This is a genomic window from Streptomyces sp. NPDC087440 (assembly GCF_044744005.1).
Taxonomy (GTDB): Bacteria; Actinomycetota; Actinomycetes; order Streptomycetales; family Streptomycetaceae; genus Streptomyces.
Genome location: NZ_JBIUXN010000001.1, coordinates 747,265 through 765,821 on the forward strand (window position 1 = coordinate 747,265; position 18,557 = coordinate 765,821).

Consider the following 18,557-nt stretch of genomic DNA (forward strand, 5'->3'; position numbering starts at 1 on the left):
GGTGAACGGTGCCTCCCGGGGCCGCCCCCGCCGGACGACGGGGGCGGCCCCGGGCAGTGCTCTAGTACCAGATGTACCAAGCGCTGGCCTTCAGGCTCTTCTGGTGGGACACGGCGTTCTTGATGGCAAACAGAAACTTCATTTTCTGCTCCTTCTCGCCCCTTTATATGGGGCAGTTCCGGGCACAGGGGTACCCCTTGTGAGGGTGATGTGCCGTTGGCCGTATGACCATTCCGCGAAGCGCTGAACGATTGCTGAACGTAGAATCAACGCCGCAGTTGATCAACCCCCTGGGCGTGCTTTTTTCCTTCTCATGACCGACCGGGCCGCCAGAAGTGGACGCTGGCCGAAATTCCGTCCGGGAGAGGCGTGAAGAGGCGGGTGCGGCGGGTTTATTGACGGAGGCTCTGATTACGGGAGCGTGGCCCGCAGGTTCGCCAGGGCGGTGGCCTCGGGGGTGCCCTCCTCGGCGCTGTAGACGTGCACGACCAGGCCCGTCTGGCCGGGGGCGGCCGGGACCTGGAGGGTTTCGAAGTCCAGGGTCAGGGGGCCGGTCGCCGGGTGGTGCAGGCTCTTGCGGCCCGCCGCGCACATGGTGATCTCGCCGCTGTCCCAGACGGACCTGAACTCCTCGCTGAGGGTGGAGAGTTCGGCCACCAGGGAGATCAGTTCGGCGTCCTCGGGGTGCTTGCCGGTCGCCACCCGCAGCAGGCCGACCGCCTCCCGGGCGCGGGTCTCCCACTCGGGGTGGACGGTGCGGGCGGCCGGGTCGAGGAAGAGGAAGCGGCCGTTGTTGCGGTCGCGGCGGGGGTGCGGCCCGTCGAGGCCGCCGAGGAGTTCGGCGCCCAGCGCGTTCCACGCGACCGCGTCCAGGCGGTGGTCCGTGGCGATCACCGGGAGGTGGTCCAGCGAGCGGAGGACCTGACGCAGGACCGGGCCGACCCGGGTGGCGGGGGCGCTGTCGGCCGCGATGCCGGGGCCCGTCCCGGCCAGCGTGCTCAGGTGGGCGCGCTCCGCCGCGCCCAGGTCCAGCGCGCGGGCCAGCGCGTCGAGGACCTCGGGGGAGGGCTGGGTGGCCCGGCCCTGTTCCAGCCGTACGTAGTAGTCCACGCTGATGCCCGCGAGCTGGGCCAACTCCTCGCGGCGCAGCCCTTGTACGCGGCGGCGGCGCCCGGCGGCGATCCCGACCCGCTCCGGCGCGACCCGCCCACGGCGGGCCCGCAGGAACTCACCGAGCGCGGGACGGACGGGCGCGGGACGGACGGGGGCGGCGGTGCGGGGGGTGTCTGCCGTACGCGTCATGCCTCCCAGTATGGACGGTGGCCCTCCAGGGTGGTCCTGGCAGTACCAGGAACGCGGGTCCGCCGGTCGCGGAGGGTTCTGGCTGTGCGGTCGCAGCCGGGAGACCGTAACGGCATGAACACCGACGTGAACACCGCCGCAGACGCCCGAGGCGAGTCCAAGAAGATCCTCCTCGTCACCGTCCACCCCGAGTCCCGCTCCCTCACCGCCTCCCTCTCCGCCTTCGCCGCCGACCACCTGCGCGCGGCGGGCCACGAGGTGCGGGTCTCCGACCTGTACGCGATGAAGTGGAAGGCCACCGTCGACGCGGACGACTTCCCCGACCTCGCGGGCGACGAGCGCCTGTCCGTGATGGCCGAGGCGGGCCGGGCGACCGCCGAGGGGCGGCTGACGGCGGACGTCGCGGCGGAGCAGGAGAAGGTGCGGTGGGCGGACGCGATCGTGTTCCAGTTCCCGGTCTGGTGGTTCGGCCCGCCCGCGATCCTCAAGGGCTGGTTCGACCGGGTCTTCACACCCGGTTTCGCGTACGGTCCCGGGCTCGTCCCGTACAGCGGCGGGGCGAGCGCGCTGTCGGGACGGCGGGTGCTGCTCTCGGTGACGGCGGGGGCCCGCGCCACCGCCTTCTCCGACCGGGGCATCCACGGCAGCATCGCCGACGTCCTGCACCCCCTGCAGCACGGGCTGTTCGCGTTCACGGGCATGGACCCGCTGGACCCCTTCGCCGTGTACGGCACCAACACCCTCCCCGTGGAAGGCTTCGAGGAGGCGAAGCAGGCGTACGCGGCCCGCCTGGACGGCCTCTTCACCGACGCGCCCGTCCCGTACCGCCTGCTCTCGGGCGGCGACTACGACCACGACATGCGACTGCTGCCGGGCGTGGAGGAGCCGGGCACGTCGAGCCTGGACCGGCACGTGCGGCCCCGTGGCTGAAGGGGGCGGCTCCGTGGCCGGAGGGGGCGGCCCTGTGACTGAAGGGGCCGGTTCCGTCCCGCCCGCTCCGGTGAACCACCCTGCACGCATGACTGATCACTCCGCCTTCTCCCTGCACCGCCTCCCGCAGTACACCCGCGCCGACCTGATCCAGATGCTCGGCGACGCGGACGACCCCTTCGGCGTCGCCGACACCGGACTGACGTGGCTGCCGAAGGAGGACCACTTCGGACTCGTCCGCGACGAGGACTCACGCCTCGTCGCGCACGCCGGACTGCGGCGGCTGCCGCTGTCGGTGGGCGGCGCCGACTTCGACGTCGTCGGGGTCGGCGGAGTGGCCGTCGCCCCCGACGTGCGGGGCCGCGGGCTGGCCCGCCGGATCGTCGGCGCGGCCCTGGACCACGCCCGCACCCAGGGCCCCCGCCACGCCCTGCTCTTCTGCCGCCCACCGATCGTCGGCCTGTACGAACGCCTCGGCTGGCGCGAGGTGCGGTACGCGGTCCGGGTCGAACAGCCGGAAGGGGCGGTGGCGGTGATGCCCCTGCACACGATGTGGACCCCGCTGGCCGAGGGGGCGGAGTGGCCCGAGGGGGAGGTGCGGGTGCGGTCGCTGCCCATGTGACCTCGGTCGTGCGGGGGTTGGGCTCGTTTGCGATGATGCCTCCATGAACATCACCCTGCGTCGGACCTGTGCGGCGTTCGTCGTCATCGGTGGCATCGCGCTGATCCTCTGGATCGGCTTCGGGATGCCCCGTGACCCGGACGACACCGGCCTCTGGCTCCTGCGCATCGCCCTCGGCTTCGCGGGCCTGGGCGCCATCCACGGCGGCGTCCGGCTCATGTTCCCCGACCGGACCGGTGAGAGCGACACCGAGAACGAGACGGCACGGCGAGACCCGGCCCCGGCCCCGGGACCGCTGGACGTCTAGCTTCCCCGGGCTGCCGCGGTACGGTGCTGGCATGACAGTTCAACTCGACGATCTGGCGCGGGAGTTGACGGATCTGTCCGACGCGCTCGACCTCGGCGCATGGCTGCCCGGTCCGGCCGGACGCAGCTGCGCGGAGCGGGTCGTGGGCGCCCTGGCCGAGCGGGAACTGCCCGAGGCGATCGTCCACGGGCTGACCGAGACCGCCCACGCCCTCCGCAAGGACGGCGACGAACGCTTCGGGGCCGCCCTCACCACCTGCGCGGCCCTCTGCCGCCGCTCACCGGAGGCGGCGACACCGGAAGGGCGGCGGGTGTTGGGGCAGGCGGTCGGGCTGGTGCGGAGGGTGGCGGCAGGCCAGCGGTGAAAGGGGCGGGGCCCGGGCGTGGTGGGATGGGGCGCATGACCGTCACGATCTCCCTGCGCGACCGCATCGAGCTGTACTACGCCACCGTGCCCCTGCACTTCGCCCGGGCCGAGGACTTCGGCGCGCTGCGTCTCTTCGTACGTACCGGACCCGGCGCTCCCTACTACGGCGGTCCGAACCACGCCCAGCCCGCCGCCCGCGAGCTGCCCTCCGTCGAGGAGATACGGGCCGTCCGTGCGCGGCAGCGGGAGCTCGGCGTGCCCGAGGCGTTCGAGTGGCTGGCGGAGGCTGTGCCGGGGATGCGGGGGAGGGTGGAAGGGTGCCAAATGCCGGTGGCGGAGCGGCCGTTGATGGTCCTGCCGGAGGAGAACGCGCTCTCGGCCCCTGCCCTGCCGCCCGGGGTCACCCTGCGTGCCGTCGGCGCGGACGACCCTGCGCTGGCCGCCGTCCTCGCCCTCCCCGCGCTCGCCTTCGCGGCGGCCGGGACGGCGCTCGGGGCCGCCGGGCCGGAGGAGCTGGCGGTCGTCGCGGGGCGGATCGAGGGGGACGGGACGGCTGACGCCGTCCGGCCGTCGCTCCGTACCGGACACAAGGTCCTCGTCGCCGCCCTCGCCCCCGACGGCACACCGCTCGCCGCCGGGCACTACCACCCGGCGGCCGACGCCACCGAGATCGGCGGCGTCGGCACCCTGCCCACCGCCCGCCGTCAGGGGCTCGGCGCCGCCGTGACCGTCGCGCTCGCCGCCCACGCCCGCGAGCACGGGGTGCGGACCGTCTTCCTCGCGTACGCCGACGAGACCATCGCCCGCATCTACGCCCGCCTCGGCTTCCGCCCCGCCGACACCACCCTCCTCATCGCCAACCAGCCCGCCCGGGGGCAGTGACCCCGGGGCCCGTCGCGTCGGCCCCGGACCTCGCGCATACTGAGCGGCGTGAACTGGGGGACCTGGCAGGACGGTTGGGCCGTGCTCACGCGGCGGGCGGCGGGAATCGCACGCCCGGTGGCCCTGCCGCCCGCGGCTGTCGCCGTGCTGTGCGCGCTCGCGGCCGCCGCCTCGCTCGCCGAACTCGTCGCGCGGCGAGGGTCGATACCCCGGATGTTCGCCCAGTCGGCCCAGAGCGGTGGTTCGTGGGTCCAACTGGCCATGGTGGTGGGGGTGTTGTGTCTGTGCACCGGGCTGCCGCTGGCACTCCTGCGACCTCGCCCCGCCGGGGTCGCCGTGACCGCCGTGAGCCTCGGTTCCGTGACGGCCTTCGACACGGTGACCGTCGCCGGACTCGTGGCCCAGCTCGTCGCCCACTACCGGCTCGGGCGGCACGGACACCCCGTGGCCGCCGTACTGCTGGCCGCCCCCTTCCTCGTACTCGCCCTGGAACAGGCGGAGCAACCCGGCCGCCCGGTACAGCTCCTGCTCCTCGCCGCGCTCGCGCCCACGGCGGCCTGCGCCGGGCTCGCCCGGCGGTCGGGAGAGCGGGACCGGGCGCACCGGGCCACGCACGACGTGATGCGCGACGTGCGCTGGGAGAACGCCGCCCGGGAGGAACGGGCCCGGATCGTCCGGGAGTTGCACGATGTGGTGGGGCACCACATCTCCATGATCTCCGTGCAGGCCGAGACCGCCCGGGTGGCCACCCCCGGCATGCCCGACCAGGGCCGCGAACGGCTGCTCGGCATCGGCGACACCGCGCGCGCCGCACTCACCGAGATGCGGCGGCTGCTCGGCGTGCTGCGGGAGGAGGGCGACGACACCGGCGCGGACGCCGAACGCCGTCCGCAGCCGGACCTGGCACGGCTCCACGACCTCCTCGACGAGGCACGCGCGGCGTCCACGGGATCGATCCGCCTCGTCCTCAGCGGCGACCCCCGCCCGCTGGGACCCGGGGTGGAGCTCGCCGCGTACCGCATCGTGCAGGAATCCCTCACCAACGCCCGCAAGCACGCCCCGGGTTCACCCGTCGACGTCGAACTCCACTACGGCCCCCAGGCCCTGCACCTGCGCGTCCGCGACAACGGCCCCGGCCCGCCGCCCACCCCCTCCGACGACCGGCACGGCCTGCTCGGCATGCGCGAACGGGCCGGGGCCGTCGGGGGAGAGGTCCGGGCGGGGCCGGGGGAGCGGGGCGGCTTCACGGTCGAGGCCCGCTTCCCGGCGGAACCGGAACCGGAACCGGCACCCCCCACAGGGGCCGCCCCCCGTTCCCCCGGCCTCCCCGTACCCACAGAACGGACCCCATGAGCACCCCGCCCGCCGCCCCGATACGCGTCGTCATCGCCGACGACCACCTGGTCGTACGCACCGGATTCGCCACCCTCCTCGACTCCCAGCCGGAGTTCACGGTCGTGCGCACCGCCACCACCGGGGCCGAAGCGGTGCGCGTCTGCCGGGAGACCGCGCCGGACGTCGTCCTGATGGACATCCGGATGCCCGAGATGGACGGCATCGAGGCCACCCGCGTCCTCCTCGGCGGCACACCGGACGGGGTACCGGCGCCGCGCGTGCTCGTCCTGACCACCTTCGACCTCGACGCGTACGTGTACGACGCCCTGCGCGCCGGGGCCAGCGGCTTCCTGCTCAAGGACGCCACCGCCGAGCGGCTCTTCGACGCGGTACGGGTCGTCGCGGCGGGTGACGCGCTGCTCGACCCGGGCATCACGCGGCGGCTGATCGGGGAGTTCACCAAGCGGCCCGCCGTGACGGAGGAGGCGGCGGGAGCGGAGGAGGCGGACGGGGGATCCGTCCTGCCCGCACTCACTGCCCGCGAGCGGGAGGTGCTGCTGCTCGTCGCCGAGGGACTCTCCAACGCCGAGATCGCCGCCCGCCTCACCGTCACCGACGAGACGGTCAAGTCCCACGTCAGCCGCACCCTCGCCAAACTCGGCCTGCGCGACCGCACTCAGGCCGTCATCGTCGCGTACGAGTCCGGGCTCGTCGTCCCCGGCCGCCGCAGGCCCTGACGCCTCCCCCGCACGGGGGAGCGGTGTCCCCCGCGAGAGCCAGGGCGCCCCCTGCGGAGTGGGCCCGGAAGCCCCGGAAGATCCCACCCCGCGGGGACGTCCGGCACCCCTCCCGGTTCCTACTCTCCGGACATGGACGTGACGAGCACAGCGATCGACGTCAGAGACGTGCACAAACGCTTCGGGGACACCCGGGCGCTCGACGGGATGAACTTCACCGTGCGGCCCGGACACATCACCGGCTTCGTCGGGCCGAACGGCGCGGGCAAGTCCACCACCCTGCGCGTGATCCTCGGCCTCGACGCACCCGACCGGGGCACCGCACTGGTCAACGGCCGCCCGTACCGCAGCCTGCGCACCCCCCTCACCCACCTCGGCGCGCTCCTGGACGCGTCAGCCGTCCAGCCCGGCCGGACCGCCCGGCACCACCTGCTGTGGCTGGCCCACTCGCAGGGGCTCGGCACGGCCGCCGTCGACGAGGCGCTGCGGCGGGTGGGCCTCACCGACGTGGCCCGGAAACGGGCGGGCGGATTCTCGCTCGGCATGCGGCAACGGCTCGGCATCGCGGCCGCGCTCCTCGGCGATCCGCCGGTGCTGATGCTGGACGAGCCGTTCAACGGGCTCGACCCGGAGGGGTTCCAGTGGATGCGCGGCTTCCTCGCCTCGCTGGCCGAACGGGGGCGGGCCGTCCTGGTCTCCAGCCACCTCATGAGCGAACTCCAGGACTGCGCCGACCACGTGATCGTCGTCGGACGCGGCAAGGTCGTCGCCGACGTCGGGGTACGCGAACTCCTCGACTCCGTGTCCCGGGGCCGGGTGACGCTGCGCACCTCGGCCCGCCACGAGGCGATGACCGCCCTCGCACGGGCCGGGGCGACCGTCAGCTCCACCGACCGGGACACCCTCGGCGTCACCGGGCTGTCCGCCGAGGACGTCGTCGCGCTGCTCACCGCTCAGTTGGTGCCGTTCTCCGAAGTGGCCGCGCACCGGGCCTCGTTGGAGGAGGCGTACCTGGAACTGACCCGGGACGCCGTCCAGTACCGGGGCGTCGTCGGCGGGGAGGTCGGACGATGACCATGACGCCGGAAACCCTGTCCTCCGCACCCGCGGCACCCCCGGTCCGCCGCGGGGGGAGCGGCTTCGGCCGGGTGCTGCACGCCGAGTGGACCAAGTTCCGTACGGTACGGGGCTGGGTGCTCGGCACGTTCGGCGCGCTGGTGGCCGTCTGCCTGGTCGGACTGCTCGCCACGGCGCAGACCGCGCAGGGCGGCGGCCGGACGGCGGGGCTGCCCGTCGGGCCGGGCGGCGGGGCCGTCAACGACTCCTTCTCCTTCCTCCACCAGCCGCTGAAGGGCGACGGCACGCTCACGGTCCCCGTCACCTCCCTCACCGGGCGCATCGCGACGACGCCCACCGCCGACCGCCCCGGCCTCGCGCCCTGGGCCAAGGCGGGGATCATCGTCAAGGACTCCCTGACCCCCGGATCGTCGTACGCGGCCGTGATGGTGACGGGCGAGCACGGCGTGCGCATGCAGGACGACTTCACGCACGACACGGCGGGTCCGCAGGGCACGTCCGCCGCGTCCCCCGCGTCCGCCGGGGGCGCGCCGCGCTGGCTGCGCCTGAAGCGGGCCGGGGACACGGTCACTGGCTACCGGTCCACGGACGGCAGGACGTGGAGCGAGGTGGGCACCGCACGCCTGTCCGGGCTCGCGGAGACGGCGCAGGTCGGCCTGTTCGTGACGTCCCCCTCCGCGACCGAGGGCACCGGCACCGGGACGGGCTTCGTCCCGGCCGTCGCCATCGCCGTCTTCGGGGCTCCCGTCCTGGGCGGCCAGTGGCGGGGCGAGGCGGGGCAGCACCGGCAGGAGGGCGACGGCTGGCAGCACCGGCAGGTGGGCGACGGCGCGGGCACGTCCGGGAGTTACACGGGTGCGACGAAGCCGCAGGCCGTGGCGGTCGGTGCGGGGTACCGCATCACCGGGGCCGGGGACATCGCCCCCGTGGTCGGCGGGCCGGCCGGGAGCGGGGTGCGGATCGTCTCGAACTTCCTCGTCGGGGCCTTCGCCGGACTGATCATGCTGGTCGTGGTCGCCACCGGGTACACGACCGTCGAGTACCGGCGCGGACTCATCGGCGTCACCTTCGCGGCAACTCCTGGGCGCAGAAGGGTGCTTGGTGCGAAGGCGGTCGTGGTGGGCGGTACGGCGTTCCTCGTCGGGACGGTGGCGGCGGCGGTCATGGTGCCCTTCGGTGCGGCACGGTCCGCCGCGGGCGGCTTCCCCGTCCTGACCGTGCCGACGGCGACCGAACTCCGGGTGATCCTCGGTACCGGTCTGCTGCTGGCCGCCGCGAGCGTGCTGGCGCTGGCCGTCGGGGCGATTCTGCGGCGCAGTGCGGTGACGATCACGGTGGTGGTGGCCGGGCTGGTACTGCCGTACCTCCTCGCGTCCGCGTCCCTGCTGCCGCAGGAGGCGTCGGACTGGCTGCTGACGGTCACCCCGGCCGCCGGTTTCGCGATCCAGCAGAGCGTCGAGCACTACGACCAGGTCGTCACGGTCTACTCCCCGATGCACGGCTACTTCCCCCTGCCGCCGTGGGCGGGCCTCGGGGTGCTGTGCGCGTACGCGGCGGCGGCCTTCGGAGTGGCGCTGGTACGGGTGCACCGGAGGGACGCGTGAGTGCGGGGGCGCGGCGGGGGCGTGGCTTCCGGGGCGACGGGGTGCGTGCCGTGCGGGCCGAGTGGACCAAGCTGCGGACCGACACCGTGAACCTCTGGCTCCTGCTCGGTACGGTCGTCCTCACGCTCGCCGTGAGCGCCGGGGTGGTGCTCACCGCCCGGTGCGACGGCCCGGGCTGCGGGGGCGACCCCACTCGCCTGGGCCTCACCGGCTTCATGGCCGGACAGGTCGTCGCGGTGGTGGTCGGGGTGCTGACGGTGGGCAACGAGTACAGCACCGGCATGGTGCACACCACGTTCGCCGCGATGCCGCGCAGGGGGACGGTGCTGCGCGCCAAGGCGGTCGTGCTGGTGGCAGTGCTGGTCCCGGTGGGGGCGGTGGGCGCGGTCGGCTCGCTGCTGATCGCGGGGGCGGTGCAGCCGGGCCGTGGCTTCACCGTGGCGAACGGCCACGCACCCCTGACCCTGACCGACGGCCCGACGCTCCGGGCCGCCGTCGGCTCGGTCCTCTACCTCGTCCTGATCGGGCTGCTCGCCCTCGGCGTGGCACTGCTGGTCCGCAGTTCCGCGGGGGCGGTCGGCATCGTCCTCGGCCTGCTCTTCCTCTTCCCGATCCTGGCCCAGGTACTGGCCGACCCCGACTGGCAACGCCTCCTCCAGGGCATCGCCCCGATGCCGGCCGGACTCACGGTCCAGGCGAGCGTGGATCTCGCCAACCTCCCCGTGGGCCCCTGGGAGGGCCTGGGCGTCCTGACCCTGTGGACCCTCACCGCCCTCAGTCTGGCGGCGCTGCGGTGCGTTGGCGCCGGTAGTGGCGGGCCACCCGGGCGCGGTTGCCGCACGAAGGCTTGCAGTATTCCTGGCGGCCGTGCTGCTTGACGTAGTAGCGCACGCAGCGCGGTGCGGTGCAGGCGCGCAGCAGGTCCCGGTCGGGGCCGGTGAGGAGTGCGATGGTGGCGCGGGCCACGGCCGCCGTCAGCCGGAGGAGGGGATCGCGTTCTGCGGAGGGAGCCAGGGCGTGGGTGAAAACGCCGTCCAGGAGGGTGAGTTGTGGGATCACGGGCTCACGCGCGGCGGCGGCGTTCAGGCGCTCCAGGGCCTCGGGCGCCGGAAGCAGGCGGTTCGCGTCCGCCGGGCTGGGCGGGGCCGGGCTCACCGCTCGCGCGAACAGGGCCCGCACGGCTTGGCGCAGGGCGACCAGTTCCTCCCGTACAACCCCCGCATCCGCGACCGCGCCCGCGTCGGACCGTGCGCGCAGCCACCGCACCGCGTCCTCCGCGTCGGACAGGTCGTCGGCGACGCCGCCGTTCCCGTCGTGCCGGACGGTGCTCGCCAACTCCAGTGCCAGGCACGGTTCCATGCCACCCACCCCTTGCTCCCCCTCTTGATCATCACTGTGCCCGCAGCTTACAGTCCCTAACGGAAACGCACCTGTTTCCCATTAGGGAGGATCGTCACGATGGCCACTCTGCTCGCCCAGATGAGCGACCTGCACCTGGACGGCAGCGCCCGCTCCACCGAACGTGCCGCCCGGGTCATGGACCACCTGCGCGCCCTGCCCCGCCCCGTCGACGCGCTCCTGGTCACCGGCGACATCGCCGACCACGGCACGATCGCCGAGTACGAGGAGGCGGCCCGGCTGCTGGACGCGCCCTTCCCCGTCCTCCCGTGCCCGGGCAACCACGACGTACGGGCCGCCTACCGCAAGGGACTTCTGGGGGAGGAGGCGGACGGCGCTCCCGTGAACCGGGTCCATCACGTCGGCGACACCGCCCTCCTCCTCGTCGACTCGACCCTCCCCGGCCGCGACGAAGGCCTCCTCGAACCGGCCACCCTGCGCTGGATACGGCACACCCTGGACGGACTCCCCGCCACGACCCGGGCCCTCCTCGCCTTCCACCAGCCGCCCGTCGTCCTCCACCACCCCCTCCCCGACGCCTACCTGCTCCAGAACCCGGAGGACCTGGCCGCGATCCTCGCCGCGTACCCGCAGGTGGCGGCCGTCCTCACCGGCCACGCCCACACGGCCGCCGCCACGACCTTCGCCGGCCGGCCGCTGATCGTGGGTCCGGCGGTGACCTGGACGCTGCGGCTGCCGTGGGAGGGCGAGGAGGCCGCCGACCGCGAACAGCCGCCCGGTCTGGCCTTTCACATACTGGACGACGAGGGCAGGCTGACGACCCATTACCGGGTGGTGCTGTAGAGGGAGGGGGTGGGGGAGGGGGCGAAAGTCCCGTCGGGTCGGGACCAAGGGCCCCTGCGGGGTGTCGGGGCGGCGGGGGAGCATGAGGGTCCCGTCCACGTGCCGCATGGCGGCGTTCCAAGGCCGTGACATGCCCCCACGTTTCTTCAGGTCGCTCCTCGGCGGGCCTCGCACGCCCGATGAGCGGTCCCGGGGTGCGCGGTTGCTGCTGGTGGTTCCGTGGGTGTTCTGGGGGCTGGCCGTCGTCGCCGAGTTCGTGACCGGCGCCGACGTGCGCCTCTCACCCGTCGTCGCGGCCGTGCCGCCGCTGGTGGCCATCGCGCACGGCTGGCGGGCGGTCGCCGTGTCCGGTGCGGTCGCCTGGGGCACACAGCTGCTGTTCGTGTGGGCCGCGCCGCCCCAGCCGGGCGGTGTCGACCCGCTGACCCGTGTCGTCGCCATGGCCGGGATCACCCTCGCCTCCGCCTTCGCCTCGCTCGCCCGCCGGCGCGGCGAGGAACGCGTCCGGCACATCCGCTCCCTCGCGGGTGGCGTCCAACGCGCCGTACTGCGCCCGCTTCCCCCGCTGACCGGCGGCTACCGGGTGTCCGGCTTCTACCGGGCCGCCGGTTCCGACGCCCAGGTCGGCGGCGACTTCTACGAGGCGCTGGAGACCCCGTACGGCCTCCGGCTGGTCCTCGGCGACGTATGCGGCAAGGGGCTCGTGGCGGTCGACGCGACCGTGACCCTGCTCGGGGCGTTCCGCGAGGCCGTCTACCGGGAGGCGGACCCGGTGGCCGTCGCCCACTGGATGGACCGTTCGCTGGCCCGCCGTCAGGCCGCCACCGGCGACCGGCGCTTCGCGACGGCGCTCATCGTCGAGGCGCACCCCGGAGGGCGGCTGAGGTTCGTCAACTGCGGTCACGTACCGCCCTGGTGCGTGGACGAGGACGGCGCCCGCGAGCTGAAGCTGCCGCACGGGGGGCTGCTCGGCCTCTTCGACGACGTCCTGCGGGAACCGCTCGTGGCGGTGGAACACACCCTCGCCCCCGGGGCCTCGCTGCTCACCGTCACCGACGGCGTGACCGAGGCACGCGACGCGCGCCGGGAGTTCTACGACCTCGGGGGCGCCCTCTCCGGGCAGGGCCTCGGACCGTGCCCGGTCGCCGTGAAGGACGCCGTCCTCACTGGCCTCGCGCACCACACCGGGGGGCGCCTGTCGGACGACGCGGCGGCCCTGGTCCTGGCGTTGCCGGAGAGCCGCTAGACCTCCTGGACCGCCGGTGTCACGGCCGCGTCGTACCGGTTCAGGATCAGCCGTGCCACCGCCTCGTGCGCGCCCAGCGGCGCGGACGTGACCGTTCCGGCGGCGGCGGCCGCCCTGCGGGCGAAGAAGCCCGGCGTCATCAGATAGCTGGCCACCGCGACCTCCCGGTGCCCCTGGGCGTGCAGTTCCGCCACCGCGTCGGCCGGGGTCGGCGCGCCCCCGCACAGGTACGAGGCCACCGCCGGGCGGCCCAGCCGGTGGGCCAGCAGGTCGGCCATCGCGGCGGTGTCGGCGAGCGAACGCGGGTCGGATGAGCCCGCGGAGGCCAGGACCACGGGGCTGTCCGCAGGGGCCTCGGCCTCCCCCAGCCGGTCCGCCAGCGCCGCCGCGAGCAGCGGGTGCGGGCCCAGCGCCGCCGCCGTCCGGGCGCGCACCTGCGGAGCGGCGGCCAGCGCCTCGGGGATGTCCGTACGGAGGTGGAAGCCCGTGCCGAGGAGGAGCGGCACGAGGACGACCTCGCCGCGCAGCGTCGCGAGCACGTCGGCGAGCGCGGGCCGGGCGACGTCCACGTACGCCAGGATCACGGGCAATCCGGGCCTCAACTCCCTGACCAGGGAGAGGAGTTGCTCGGTGGTCGACATGCCGTCGGGGTCCCGGGTGCCGTGCGCGACCGCCAGGAGGGGCCTCGTCCCGGGTCCACCGAGGGGCCTCATCCCGGGTCCACCGCCAGCCGGTAGCCCCGCTTGGTGACCGTACGGATCAGTGCGCTGTACGGGCCGAGGGCCGACCGGAGCCGTCCCACCGCCGCTTCCACCACGTGCTCGTCCGTCGGGCGCGGCGCGTCGGGCGTGTCGGCGGGCCAGGCTCGGCGCAGCAGTTCCGCACGGCTGAGGACGGTGCCGGGGCGCTGTGCCAGGGCGCGCAGGATCGCGGTGGGGAGGGGGGTGAGGTGGACCGTTCCGGCGGGGCCGGAGACGGCTGTGCCCTGCACCGTCAAGAGGCCGACGACGGAGGGGAGTTGACGGGCGTGACGGCTCGGGAGTTCCTGGTCGAGGGTGCGGACCAGCGCCCCCAGCCGCCCCCGCTCCGGCCACACGACCGGCACGTCCGCCGCCAGCAGCGGCCGGGCGCACACCGGCCCGATACAGGCCGCCAGCACGTCCGTGCGGAGCGCCGCCAGGACCTGTTCGCGGCGGCCCGTCCCGTCGGCGGTCGCGAGGAACGCGTCGATCGCGGGCGCGCTGGTGAAGGGGAGCGCGTGCACCTCGCCCCGCACCGTCGCCTCCACCAGCCGCCGTACCGCGTCCGGGTCGGCCGCCGGGCCCCACCGGTACACCGGCACCTCCACGACCTCCGCGCCGCGCGCACGCAGCGCCGCCGTGAACTCCGGGAGCGGGGTGCCGTGTTCCTGCACCGCGACCCGCTTGCCCGTCAGGTCCCGGTCGAGCAGCCAGACCAGCATCTCGTCCACGGCCTCCGATGCGGGCGCGTAACTCTCCCGCAGTCCGGACGCCCGGATCGCGCCGGTCGCCTTCGGACCCCGGCTGATCACGATCGCGCCCCGGCACGCCTCGACCAGGCGCGCGCCCGTGCCCCAGCCCTCGGCCGCGCTCATCCAGCCGCGCCAGCCGACGCCTGTCGTGGCGACGACGTAATCGAGGGGGCGGGCGAGACAGGCGTCGGTGGCGTCCCGTACGCGAGCGTCGTCGTCCAGCGGCACGATCCGCAGGGCGGGCGCGGACAGCACGCGCGCACCGCGCCGCCGCAGCAGGGCTTCGAGTTCGTCGCGGCGCCGGTCGGCCGTGACCCCGACCGTGAGTCCGGTCAGTGAGCCCTCCGGCGGAACGGGCGTGGCGGGCGTCGCTGTTGTCATGGCCCGACACTGGCCGAGCCGTGTTAAGCCGCTGTTGCGGAGGCGTCTCCTGGGAGTTAGCCCTGCGCTACGGGCATGTGTCCCGCGTCTCGCACGCCCCGGCCGCCGCGGTGAGCGCTCTGTTCCGTCCGCGCAACGCATGGGATGCGGGCGCGTAACGGCGCGCGGGCACGGTGGGCGCCATGAACCAGACCGCGACGGCCCCCGTCGACACCCACTGCCCGTACTGCTCGCTCCAGTGCGGCATGCGCCTCGGCGCGGCGGCGTCGGGTCCCTCGCCCGTGGAGATCGTCGAGCGCCCCGACTTCCCCGTCAACCAGGGGGCCTTGTGCGGCAAGGGCCACAGCGCCGCCGCCGTGCTCGCGCCGGGTGTCCGCCTCACGACTCCTCTCGTACGGGACACCAAGGGCGGCCCGCTCCGGGAGGCCACCTGGGACGAGGCCCTGGACCGCGCGGCGTCCGCGCTCGTACGGACCGGCGAACGGTACGGGCGCGACGCCGTCGGCGTCTTCGGCGGCGGCGGTCTGACGAACGAAAAGGCTTACCTGCTGGGCAAGTTCGCGCGCGTCGCATTGCGTACGGCCGGCATCGACTACAACGGCCGCTTCTGCATGTCCTCGGCCGCAGCCGCGCACCGCAACGCCTTCGGACTCGACCGGGGCCTGCCCTTCCCGCTCGCCGACGTCGCCCGCACCGGCTGCGTCATCCTCGTCGGCAGCAACCTCGCCGACACGATGCCGCCCGCCGTCCGGTACCTGCGCGAACTGCGGGAGAACGGGGGCTCGCTGGTCGTCGTGGACCCGCGCCGCACCCGCACCGCCGAACTCGCCGACCTGCACCTCGCCCCCGCTCCCGGCACGGATCTGGCCCTCGCGCTCGGGCTCCTCCACCTGGTGGTCGCGGACGGACACGTCGACGAGGACTTCGTCGCCGCCCGTACGACGGGGTGGGAGGCCGCGCGTACGGCTGCGGCGGCGCACTGGCCGGAGCGGGTGGAGGCGATCACCGGGGTGCCGGTGGCGGCGTTGCGGCGCGCGGTCGAGCTGTTCGTGGGTGCGGGTGCGGCCTTCGGTACGGGGATGGTCCTCACCGCGCGGGGGCCGGAGCAGCAGTCCAAGGGTGTCGACACGGTGGGCGCGTGGATCAACCTGTGCCTGGCCACCGGGCGTGCGGGCCGCCCGTTCTCCGGGTACGGGTGCCTCACTGGGCAGGGCAACGGGCAGGGCGGCCGCGAGCACGGCCAGAAGGCCGACCAACTGCCCGGCTACCGCTCGATAACGGACCCCCAGGCGCGGGCGCACGTGGCCCGGGTGTGGGGCGTCGACCCCGCGGACCTGCCCGGCCCGGGGGTCTCCGCGTACGAACTCCTCGACTCCCTCGGTACGGAGGGCGGGGTGCGGGCCCTGTTCCTGATGGGCTCGAACCCGGTGGTCTCGGCCCCGAACGCCCGGCACGTCACCTCCCGCATCGAGGCCCTCGACACCCTGATCGTGTGTGATGTGGTCCTCTCGGAGACGGCGGCACTGGCGGACGTGGTCCTGCCCTCCGCCCAATGGGCCGAGGAAACCGGCACGATGACCAACCTCGAAGGCCGCGTCATCCTCCGCAGGGCGGCCCTGCCCCCTGCGGGCGAGGCCCGCACCGACCTTCAGATCCTGCACGATCTCGCCGACCGGCTGGGCCACGGGAAGGGCTTCCCGGCCGACCCGGAGGAGGCCTTCACCGAACTCCGCGCGGCGTCGGCGGGTGGCCAGGCGGACTACTCGGGCATCGACTACGCCCGCATCGGCGCGGAGAACGGGGTGTTCTGGCCGTGCCCGGCGGGGGAGGACGGGGCGGTGCACCCGGGGACCCCGCGCCTCTTCCTCGACCGGTTCGCCACCCCCGACGGGCGGGCCAGGTTCGCCGACGTCTCGCACCGCCCGGCGGGGGAGGAGCCCGACGCCGACTACCCCCTCCACCTCACCACCGGGCGGGTGCTCGCCCAGTACCAGAGCGGCGCGCAGACCCGCCGCACACCGGAGCTGAACCGTGCCGCCCCGGGTGCCTTCGTCGAGCTGCACCCCCGGCTGGCGGCCCGGCTGGGCGTGGCGGAGGGGGAGCGGGTGACCCTCACCAGCCGCCGGGGCCGGGCCACCGCACCGGCCAGGATCACCACGGCGATCCGCCCCGACACGGTCTTCATGCCGTTCCACTGGCCCGGCGAGGGCCGCGCCAACTCCCTCACCAACGCCGCACTGGACCCGCAGTCCCGCATGCCGGAGTTCAAGGTGTGCGCGGTTCGAGCGGAACGGGCGACTCCGACGGCCGCCGGTACGAAGGGGCCGGCTTCGGCTGCCACGGGTGCTGCGGGGGCGACCCCGGCCGCTTTCACCACCGCGGAGATGCCCCCGGCGGCGGCCGCCACGGCGGCGACCCTGACCGCCGATACCGCTGCTGCGGAGGTGACCTTGTCCGCCATTACCGCTACTGCGGCGGCGACCCTGACCGCCGCTACCGCTACCGCCACTGTGGAGGCGCCCCGATGACCGGCCGCCGCCGTATCGCGGTGATCGGTGCCGGAATGGCCGCCGCCCGCTTCGCCCAGCAGACCCTCGCCCAGGCCCCGCCCGGCGCCCTCGACCTCACCCTGTACGGCCACGAGCCCCACGCCCCCTACAACCGCGCCCTCCTCGCCGGTGTCCTCGACGGCCGCTACCCGCCGGAGGCCCTGACCCTCCCGACCGGCGGGGCAACGATCCGCACCGGCACGGAAGTCGTCGCCGTCGACACCGCCGCCCACACCCTCCACACCGCCTCCGGCGAGACCCACACCTACGACACCCTCGTCCTCGCCACGGGCGCCAACCCCGTCCTCCCACCCATCCGCAACCTCCACACATCCCTCATCGCCGCTCCCCTCGGGCACCCCGCTCCCCCCGCAGCCCCCTTCGGGCGCCCCGCTTCCGCCGCCGCCCCCTCGGCTCCGCCTCTTGCCGCCCCGCCCCCTTGGGCGGCGGGGCCGCCCCCCGGGGGCGGGACGGGCGGGCAAGGGGGCGGCCCCTCCCGCTCCCGGCCCACCCCGGGAACCCCCGCCCAGCCCCGCCACCGGCCGCCCACCCCCGCCAAGCCCCCGGCCCGGACCCGTACCGCCGAAACACCCCCGCACGCCGACCTCAAACAGGGCGTACACCCCTTCCGCACCCTCTCCGACTGCACCCGCCTCGCCGAGGCCACGGCCACCCTCTCCACCACCCCGAGAGCCATCGTCATCGGCGGCGGCCTCCTCGGCGTCAGCGCCACCCGCGCCCTCACCGCCCTCGGCCTCCCCACCGAACTCATCCACCAGGCCCCCTACCTGATGGAACGTCATCTCGACGAGCAAGCCGCCACCACCGTCCGCCGCGCCCTCGAATCCATGGGCGCCGCCGTCTACACCGACAACCGCGCCCGCGCCCTCCACGGCACCACCACCGTCACCGGCGTCGAACTCGCCAACGGCCACGTCCTCTCCTGCGACCTCGTCGTCCTCGCCTGCGACCTCGTCGTCCTCGCCTGCGGCGTCCGCCCCCGCACCGGTCTCGCCCGGGCCGCCGGGATCGAGGTCCGGCGCGGCATCGTCGTGGACGACACCCTCGCCACCTCCGCCCCGGACGTGTACGCGATCGGCGACTGCACCGAGCACCGGGGCGCGGTGCACGGCGTCACCGGCCCCGCCTGGGCCCAGGCGGACACCCTCGCCGCCCGCCTCTCCGGAGCCGACCCGTACGCCGCCTACACCGGCGCGCACGCGGCCGCCCGCCTCACCGCGGGAGCCCTGGAAATCGCCGCGTTCGGCGAGGTCACGGACAGTGCGGGCGACGCGCTGCGGCTCGCCGACGGCACCCGCGGCGCGTACGGCTCGTACAAGAAGCTCGTGATGCGCGGGGACCGCCTCGTCGGCGCGATCCTCGTCGGCGACCTCACCGCGATCGGCGACCTCACCCGCACCTACGAGAGGGGCGAGCCACTGCCGCCACGCCCCCTCGACCTGCTCACCCCTTTCCCCGAACTCCCCGAACTCCCCGAAGGAGCCGCCCTGTGACGCATGGCAAG

Annotated in this window: 19 protein-coding genes; 14 read left to right on the forward strand and 5 right to left on the reverse strand. The window is 74.5% G+C overall.

Features of this window, described 5'->3' with window-relative positions:
* Positions 1–61 precede the first annotated feature (61 nt).
* Both ACIO3O_RS03370 and ACIO3O_RS03375 read right to left on the reverse strand, forming a co-directional pair.
* On the reverse strand, positions 62–142 hold the full coding sequence (locus ACIO3O_RS03370; protein ID WP_380837501.1) for a tryptorubin family RiPP precursor: 81 nt from the start codon (positions 140–142) through the stop codon (positions 62–64).
* Between the two features lie 269 nt (positions 143–411).
* Positions 412–1,302: a helix-turn-helix transcriptional regulator gene (locus tag ACIO3O_RS03375; protein ID WP_401741309.1), complete on the reverse strand. Its 891-nt coding sequence runs from the start codon at positions 1,300–1,302 to the stop codon at positions 412–414.
* 114 nt (positions 1,303–1,416) lie between these two features.
* On the opposite strand from ACIO3O_RS03375, the gene ACIO3O_RS03380 reads away from it, so the two are divergent.
* From ACIO3O_RS03380 to ACIO3O_RS03425, 10 genes are all read left to right on the forward strand, one after another.
* Positions 1,417–2,232 carry an NAD(P)H-dependent oxidoreductase gene (locus ACIO3O_RS03380; protein ID WP_401741311.1) on the forward strand — a complete coding sequence of 272 codons (816 nt, stop codon included), beginning with the start codon at positions 1,417–1,419 and terminating at the stop codon, positions 2,230–2,232.
* Between the two features lie 88 nt (positions 2,233–2,320).
* Entirely contained in the window at positions 2,321–2,854 is a 534-nt protein-coding gene (locus ACIO3O_RS03385) for a GNAT family N-acetyltransferase (protein WP_401741314.1), read from the forward strand.
* Positions 2,855–2,897: 43 nt separating this feature from the next.
* Positions 2,898–3,161, forward strand: coding sequence for a hypothetical protein (locus ACIO3O_RS03390; protein WP_401741315.1), 264 nt, complete (start codon positions 2,898–2,900; stop codon positions 3,159–3,161).
* A 31-nt stretch (positions 3,162–3,192) separates the two neighbouring features.
* Entirely contained in the window at positions 3,193–3,525 is a 333-nt protein-coding gene (locus tag ACIO3O_RS03395) for a hypothetical protein (protein WP_401741317.1), read from the forward strand.
* A 35-nt stretch (positions 3,526–3,560) separates the two neighbouring features.
* Positions 3,561–4,409 (forward strand): GNAT family N-acetyltransferase, encoded by an 849-nt coding sequence (locus ACIO3O_RS03400; protein ID WP_401741320.1) that lies wholly within the window; start codon positions 3,561–3,563, stop codon positions 4,407–4,409.
* A 48-nt stretch (positions 4,410–4,457) separates the two neighbouring features.
* Positions 4,458–5,762, forward strand: coding sequence for a sensor histidine kinase (locus ACIO3O_RS03405; protein ID WP_401741322.1), 1,305 nt, complete (start codon positions 4,458–4,460; stop codon positions 5,760–5,762).
* Positions 5,759–6,481 (forward strand): response regulator, encoded by a 723-nt coding sequence (locus ACIO3O_RS03410; RefSeq protein ID WP_401741323.1) that lies wholly within the window; start codon positions 5,759–5,761, stop codon positions 6,479–6,481. Before ACIO3O_RS03405 ends, ACIO3O_RS03410 begins: the two co-directional genes overlap by 4 nt.
* A 132-nt stretch (positions 6,482–6,613) precedes the next feature.
* Positions 6,614–7,555, forward strand: a complete 942-nt coding sequence (locus tag ACIO3O_RS03415; RefSeq protein WP_401741325.1) for an ATP-binding cassette domain-containing protein — start codon at positions 6,614–6,616, stop codon at positions 7,553–7,555.
* On the forward strand, positions 7,552–9,162 hold the full coding sequence (locus ACIO3O_RS03420) for an ABC transporter permease subunit (RefSeq protein ID WP_401741327.1): 1,611 nt from the start codon (positions 7,552–7,554) through the stop codon (positions 9,160–9,162). The genes ACIO3O_RS03415 and ACIO3O_RS03420 overlap by 4 nt, the downstream gene beginning before the upstream one ends.
* Complete coding sequence (locus ACIO3O_RS03425; protein WP_401741330.1) at positions 9,159–10,040, forward strand: ABC transporter permease; 882 nt, start codon at positions 9,159–9,161, stop codon at positions 10,038–10,040. Before ACIO3O_RS03420 ends, ACIO3O_RS03425 begins: the two co-directional genes overlap by 4 nt.
* Here the strand turns inward: ACIO3O_RS03425 and ACIO3O_RS03430 are convergent.
* The gene (locus ACIO3O_RS03430) at positions 9,937–10,521 is read right to left on the reverse strand and encodes a CGNR zinc finger domain-containing protein (protein WP_401741331.1); all 585 of its coding nucleotides are present in this window, start codon (positions 10,519–10,521) and stop codon (positions 9,937–9,939) included. The genes ACIO3O_RS03425 and ACIO3O_RS03430 overlap by 104 nt on opposite strands.
* Before the next feature lie 99 nt (positions 10,522–10,620).
* Here ACIO3O_RS03430 and ACIO3O_RS03435 point away from each other — a divergent pair, with 99 nt between their 5' ends.
* Together ACIO3O_RS03435 and ACIO3O_RS03440 are read left to right on the forward strand one after the other, a co-directional pair.
* Complete coding sequence (locus tag ACIO3O_RS03435; RefSeq protein ID WP_401741332.1) at positions 10,621–11,364, forward strand: metallophosphoesterase; 744 nt, start codon at positions 10,621–10,623, stop codon at positions 11,362–11,364.
* A gap of 211 nt (positions 11,365–11,575) precedes the next feature.
* Complete coding sequence (locus tag ACIO3O_RS03440) at positions 11,576–12,610, forward strand: PP2C family protein-serine/threonine phosphatase (protein ID WP_401741872.1); 1,035 nt, start codon at positions 11,576–11,578, stop codon at positions 12,608–12,610.
* Here ACIO3O_RS03440 and ACIO3O_RS03445 read toward each other — a convergent pair.
* Positions 12,607–13,323: a sirohydrochlorin chelatase gene (locus ACIO3O_RS03445; protein ID WP_401741334.1), complete on the reverse strand. Its 717-nt coding sequence runs from the start codon at positions 13,321–13,323 to the stop codon at positions 12,607–12,609. The two genes, ACIO3O_RS03440 and ACIO3O_RS03445, sit on opposite strands and share 4 nt — an antisense overlap.
* Positions 13,320–14,483 carry a uroporphyrinogen-III synthase gene (locus ACIO3O_RS03450; protein WP_401741337.1) on the reverse strand — a complete coding sequence of 388 codons (1,164 nt, stop codon included), beginning with the start codon at positions 14,481–14,483 and terminating at the stop codon, positions 13,320–13,322. Before ACIO3O_RS03450 ends, ACIO3O_RS03445 begins: the two co-directional genes overlap by 4 nt.
* A 182-nt stretch (positions 14,484–14,665) precedes the next feature.
* Here ACIO3O_RS03450 and ACIO3O_RS03455 point away from each other — a divergent pair, with 182 nt between their 5' ends.
* Together ACIO3O_RS03455 and ACIO3O_RS03460 are read left to right on the forward strand one after the other, a co-directional pair.
* Entirely contained in the window at positions 14,666–17,011 is a 2,346-nt protein-coding gene (locus tag ACIO3O_RS03455) for a molybdopterin oxidoreductase family protein (protein WP_401741340.1), read from the forward strand.
* Entirely contained in the window at positions 17,008–18,546 is a 1,539-nt protein-coding gene (locus tag ACIO3O_RS03460) for an NAD(P)/FAD-dependent oxidoreductase (RefSeq protein WP_401741342.1), read from the forward strand. The genes ACIO3O_RS03455 and ACIO3O_RS03460 overlap by 4 nt, the downstream gene beginning before the upstream one ends.
* Positions 18,547–18,557: the final 11 nt, after the last annotated feature.

Excerpts from the sequence above, each read along its gene's own strand:
- ACIO3O_RS03370 (WP_380837501.1), bottom strand. The coding sequence starts at position 142 with ATGAAGTTTCTGTTTGCCATCAAGAACGCCGTGTCCCACCAGAAGAGC.
- ACIO3O_RS03375 (WP_401741309.1), bottom strand. The coding sequence starts at position 1,302 with ATGACGCGTACGGCAGACACCCCCCGCACCGCCGCCCCCGTCCGTCCC.
- ACIO3O_RS03380 (WP_401741311.1), top strand. The coding sequence starts at position 1,417 with ATGAACACCGACGTGAACACCGCCGCAGACGCCCGAGGCGAGTCCAAG.
- ACIO3O_RS03385 (WP_401741314.1), top strand. The coding sequence starts at position 2,321 with ATGACTGATCACTCCGCCTTCTCCCTGCACCGCCTCCCGCAGTACACC.
- ACIO3O_RS03390 (WP_401741315.1), top strand. The coding sequence starts at position 2,898 with ATGAACATCACCCTGCGTCGGACCTGTGCGGCGTTCGTCGTCATCGGT.
- ACIO3O_RS03395 (WP_401741317.1), top strand. The coding sequence starts at position 3,193 with ATGACAGTTCAACTCGACGATCTGGCGCGGGAGTTGACGGATCTGTCC.
- ACIO3O_RS03400 (WP_401741320.1), top strand. The coding sequence starts at position 3,561 with ATGACCGTCACGATCTCCCTGCGCGACCGCATCGAGCTGTACTACGCC.
- ACIO3O_RS03410 (WP_401741323.1), top strand. The coding sequence starts at position 5,759 with ATGAGCACCCCGCCCGCCGCCCCGATACGCGTCGTCATCGCCGACGAC.
- ACIO3O_RS03415 (WP_401741325.1), top strand. The coding sequence starts at position 6,614 with ATGGACGTGACGAGCACAGCGATCGACGTCAGAGACGTGCACAAACGC.
- ACIO3O_RS03420 (WP_401741327.1), top strand. The coding sequence starts at position 7,552 with ATGACCATGACGCCGGAAACCCTGTCCTCCGCACCCGCGGCACCCCCG.
- ACIO3O_RS03430 (WP_401741331.1), bottom strand. The coding sequence starts at position 10,521 with ATGGAACCGTGCCTGGCACTGGAGTTGGCGAGCACCGTCCGGCACGAC.
- ACIO3O_RS03435 (WP_401741332.1), top strand. The coding sequence starts at position 10,621 with ATGGCCACTCTGCTCGCCCAGATGAGCGACCTGCACCTGGACGGCAGC.
- ACIO3O_RS03445 (WP_401741334.1), bottom strand. The coding sequence starts at position 13,323 with ATGAGGCCCCTCGGTGGACCCGGGACGAGGCCCCTCCTGGCGGTCGCG.
- ACIO3O_RS03450 (WP_401741337.1), bottom strand. The coding sequence starts at position 14,483 with ATGACAACAGCGACGCCCGCCACGCCCGTTCCGCCGGAGGGCTCACTG.
- ACIO3O_RS03455 (WP_401741340.1), top strand. The coding sequence starts at position 14,666 with ATGAACCAGACCGCGACGGCCCCCGTCGACACCCACTGCCCGTACTGC.
- ACIO3O_RS03460 (WP_401741342.1), top strand. The coding sequence starts at position 17,008 with ATGACCGGCCGCCGCCGTATCGCGGTGATCGGTGCCGGAATGGCCGCC.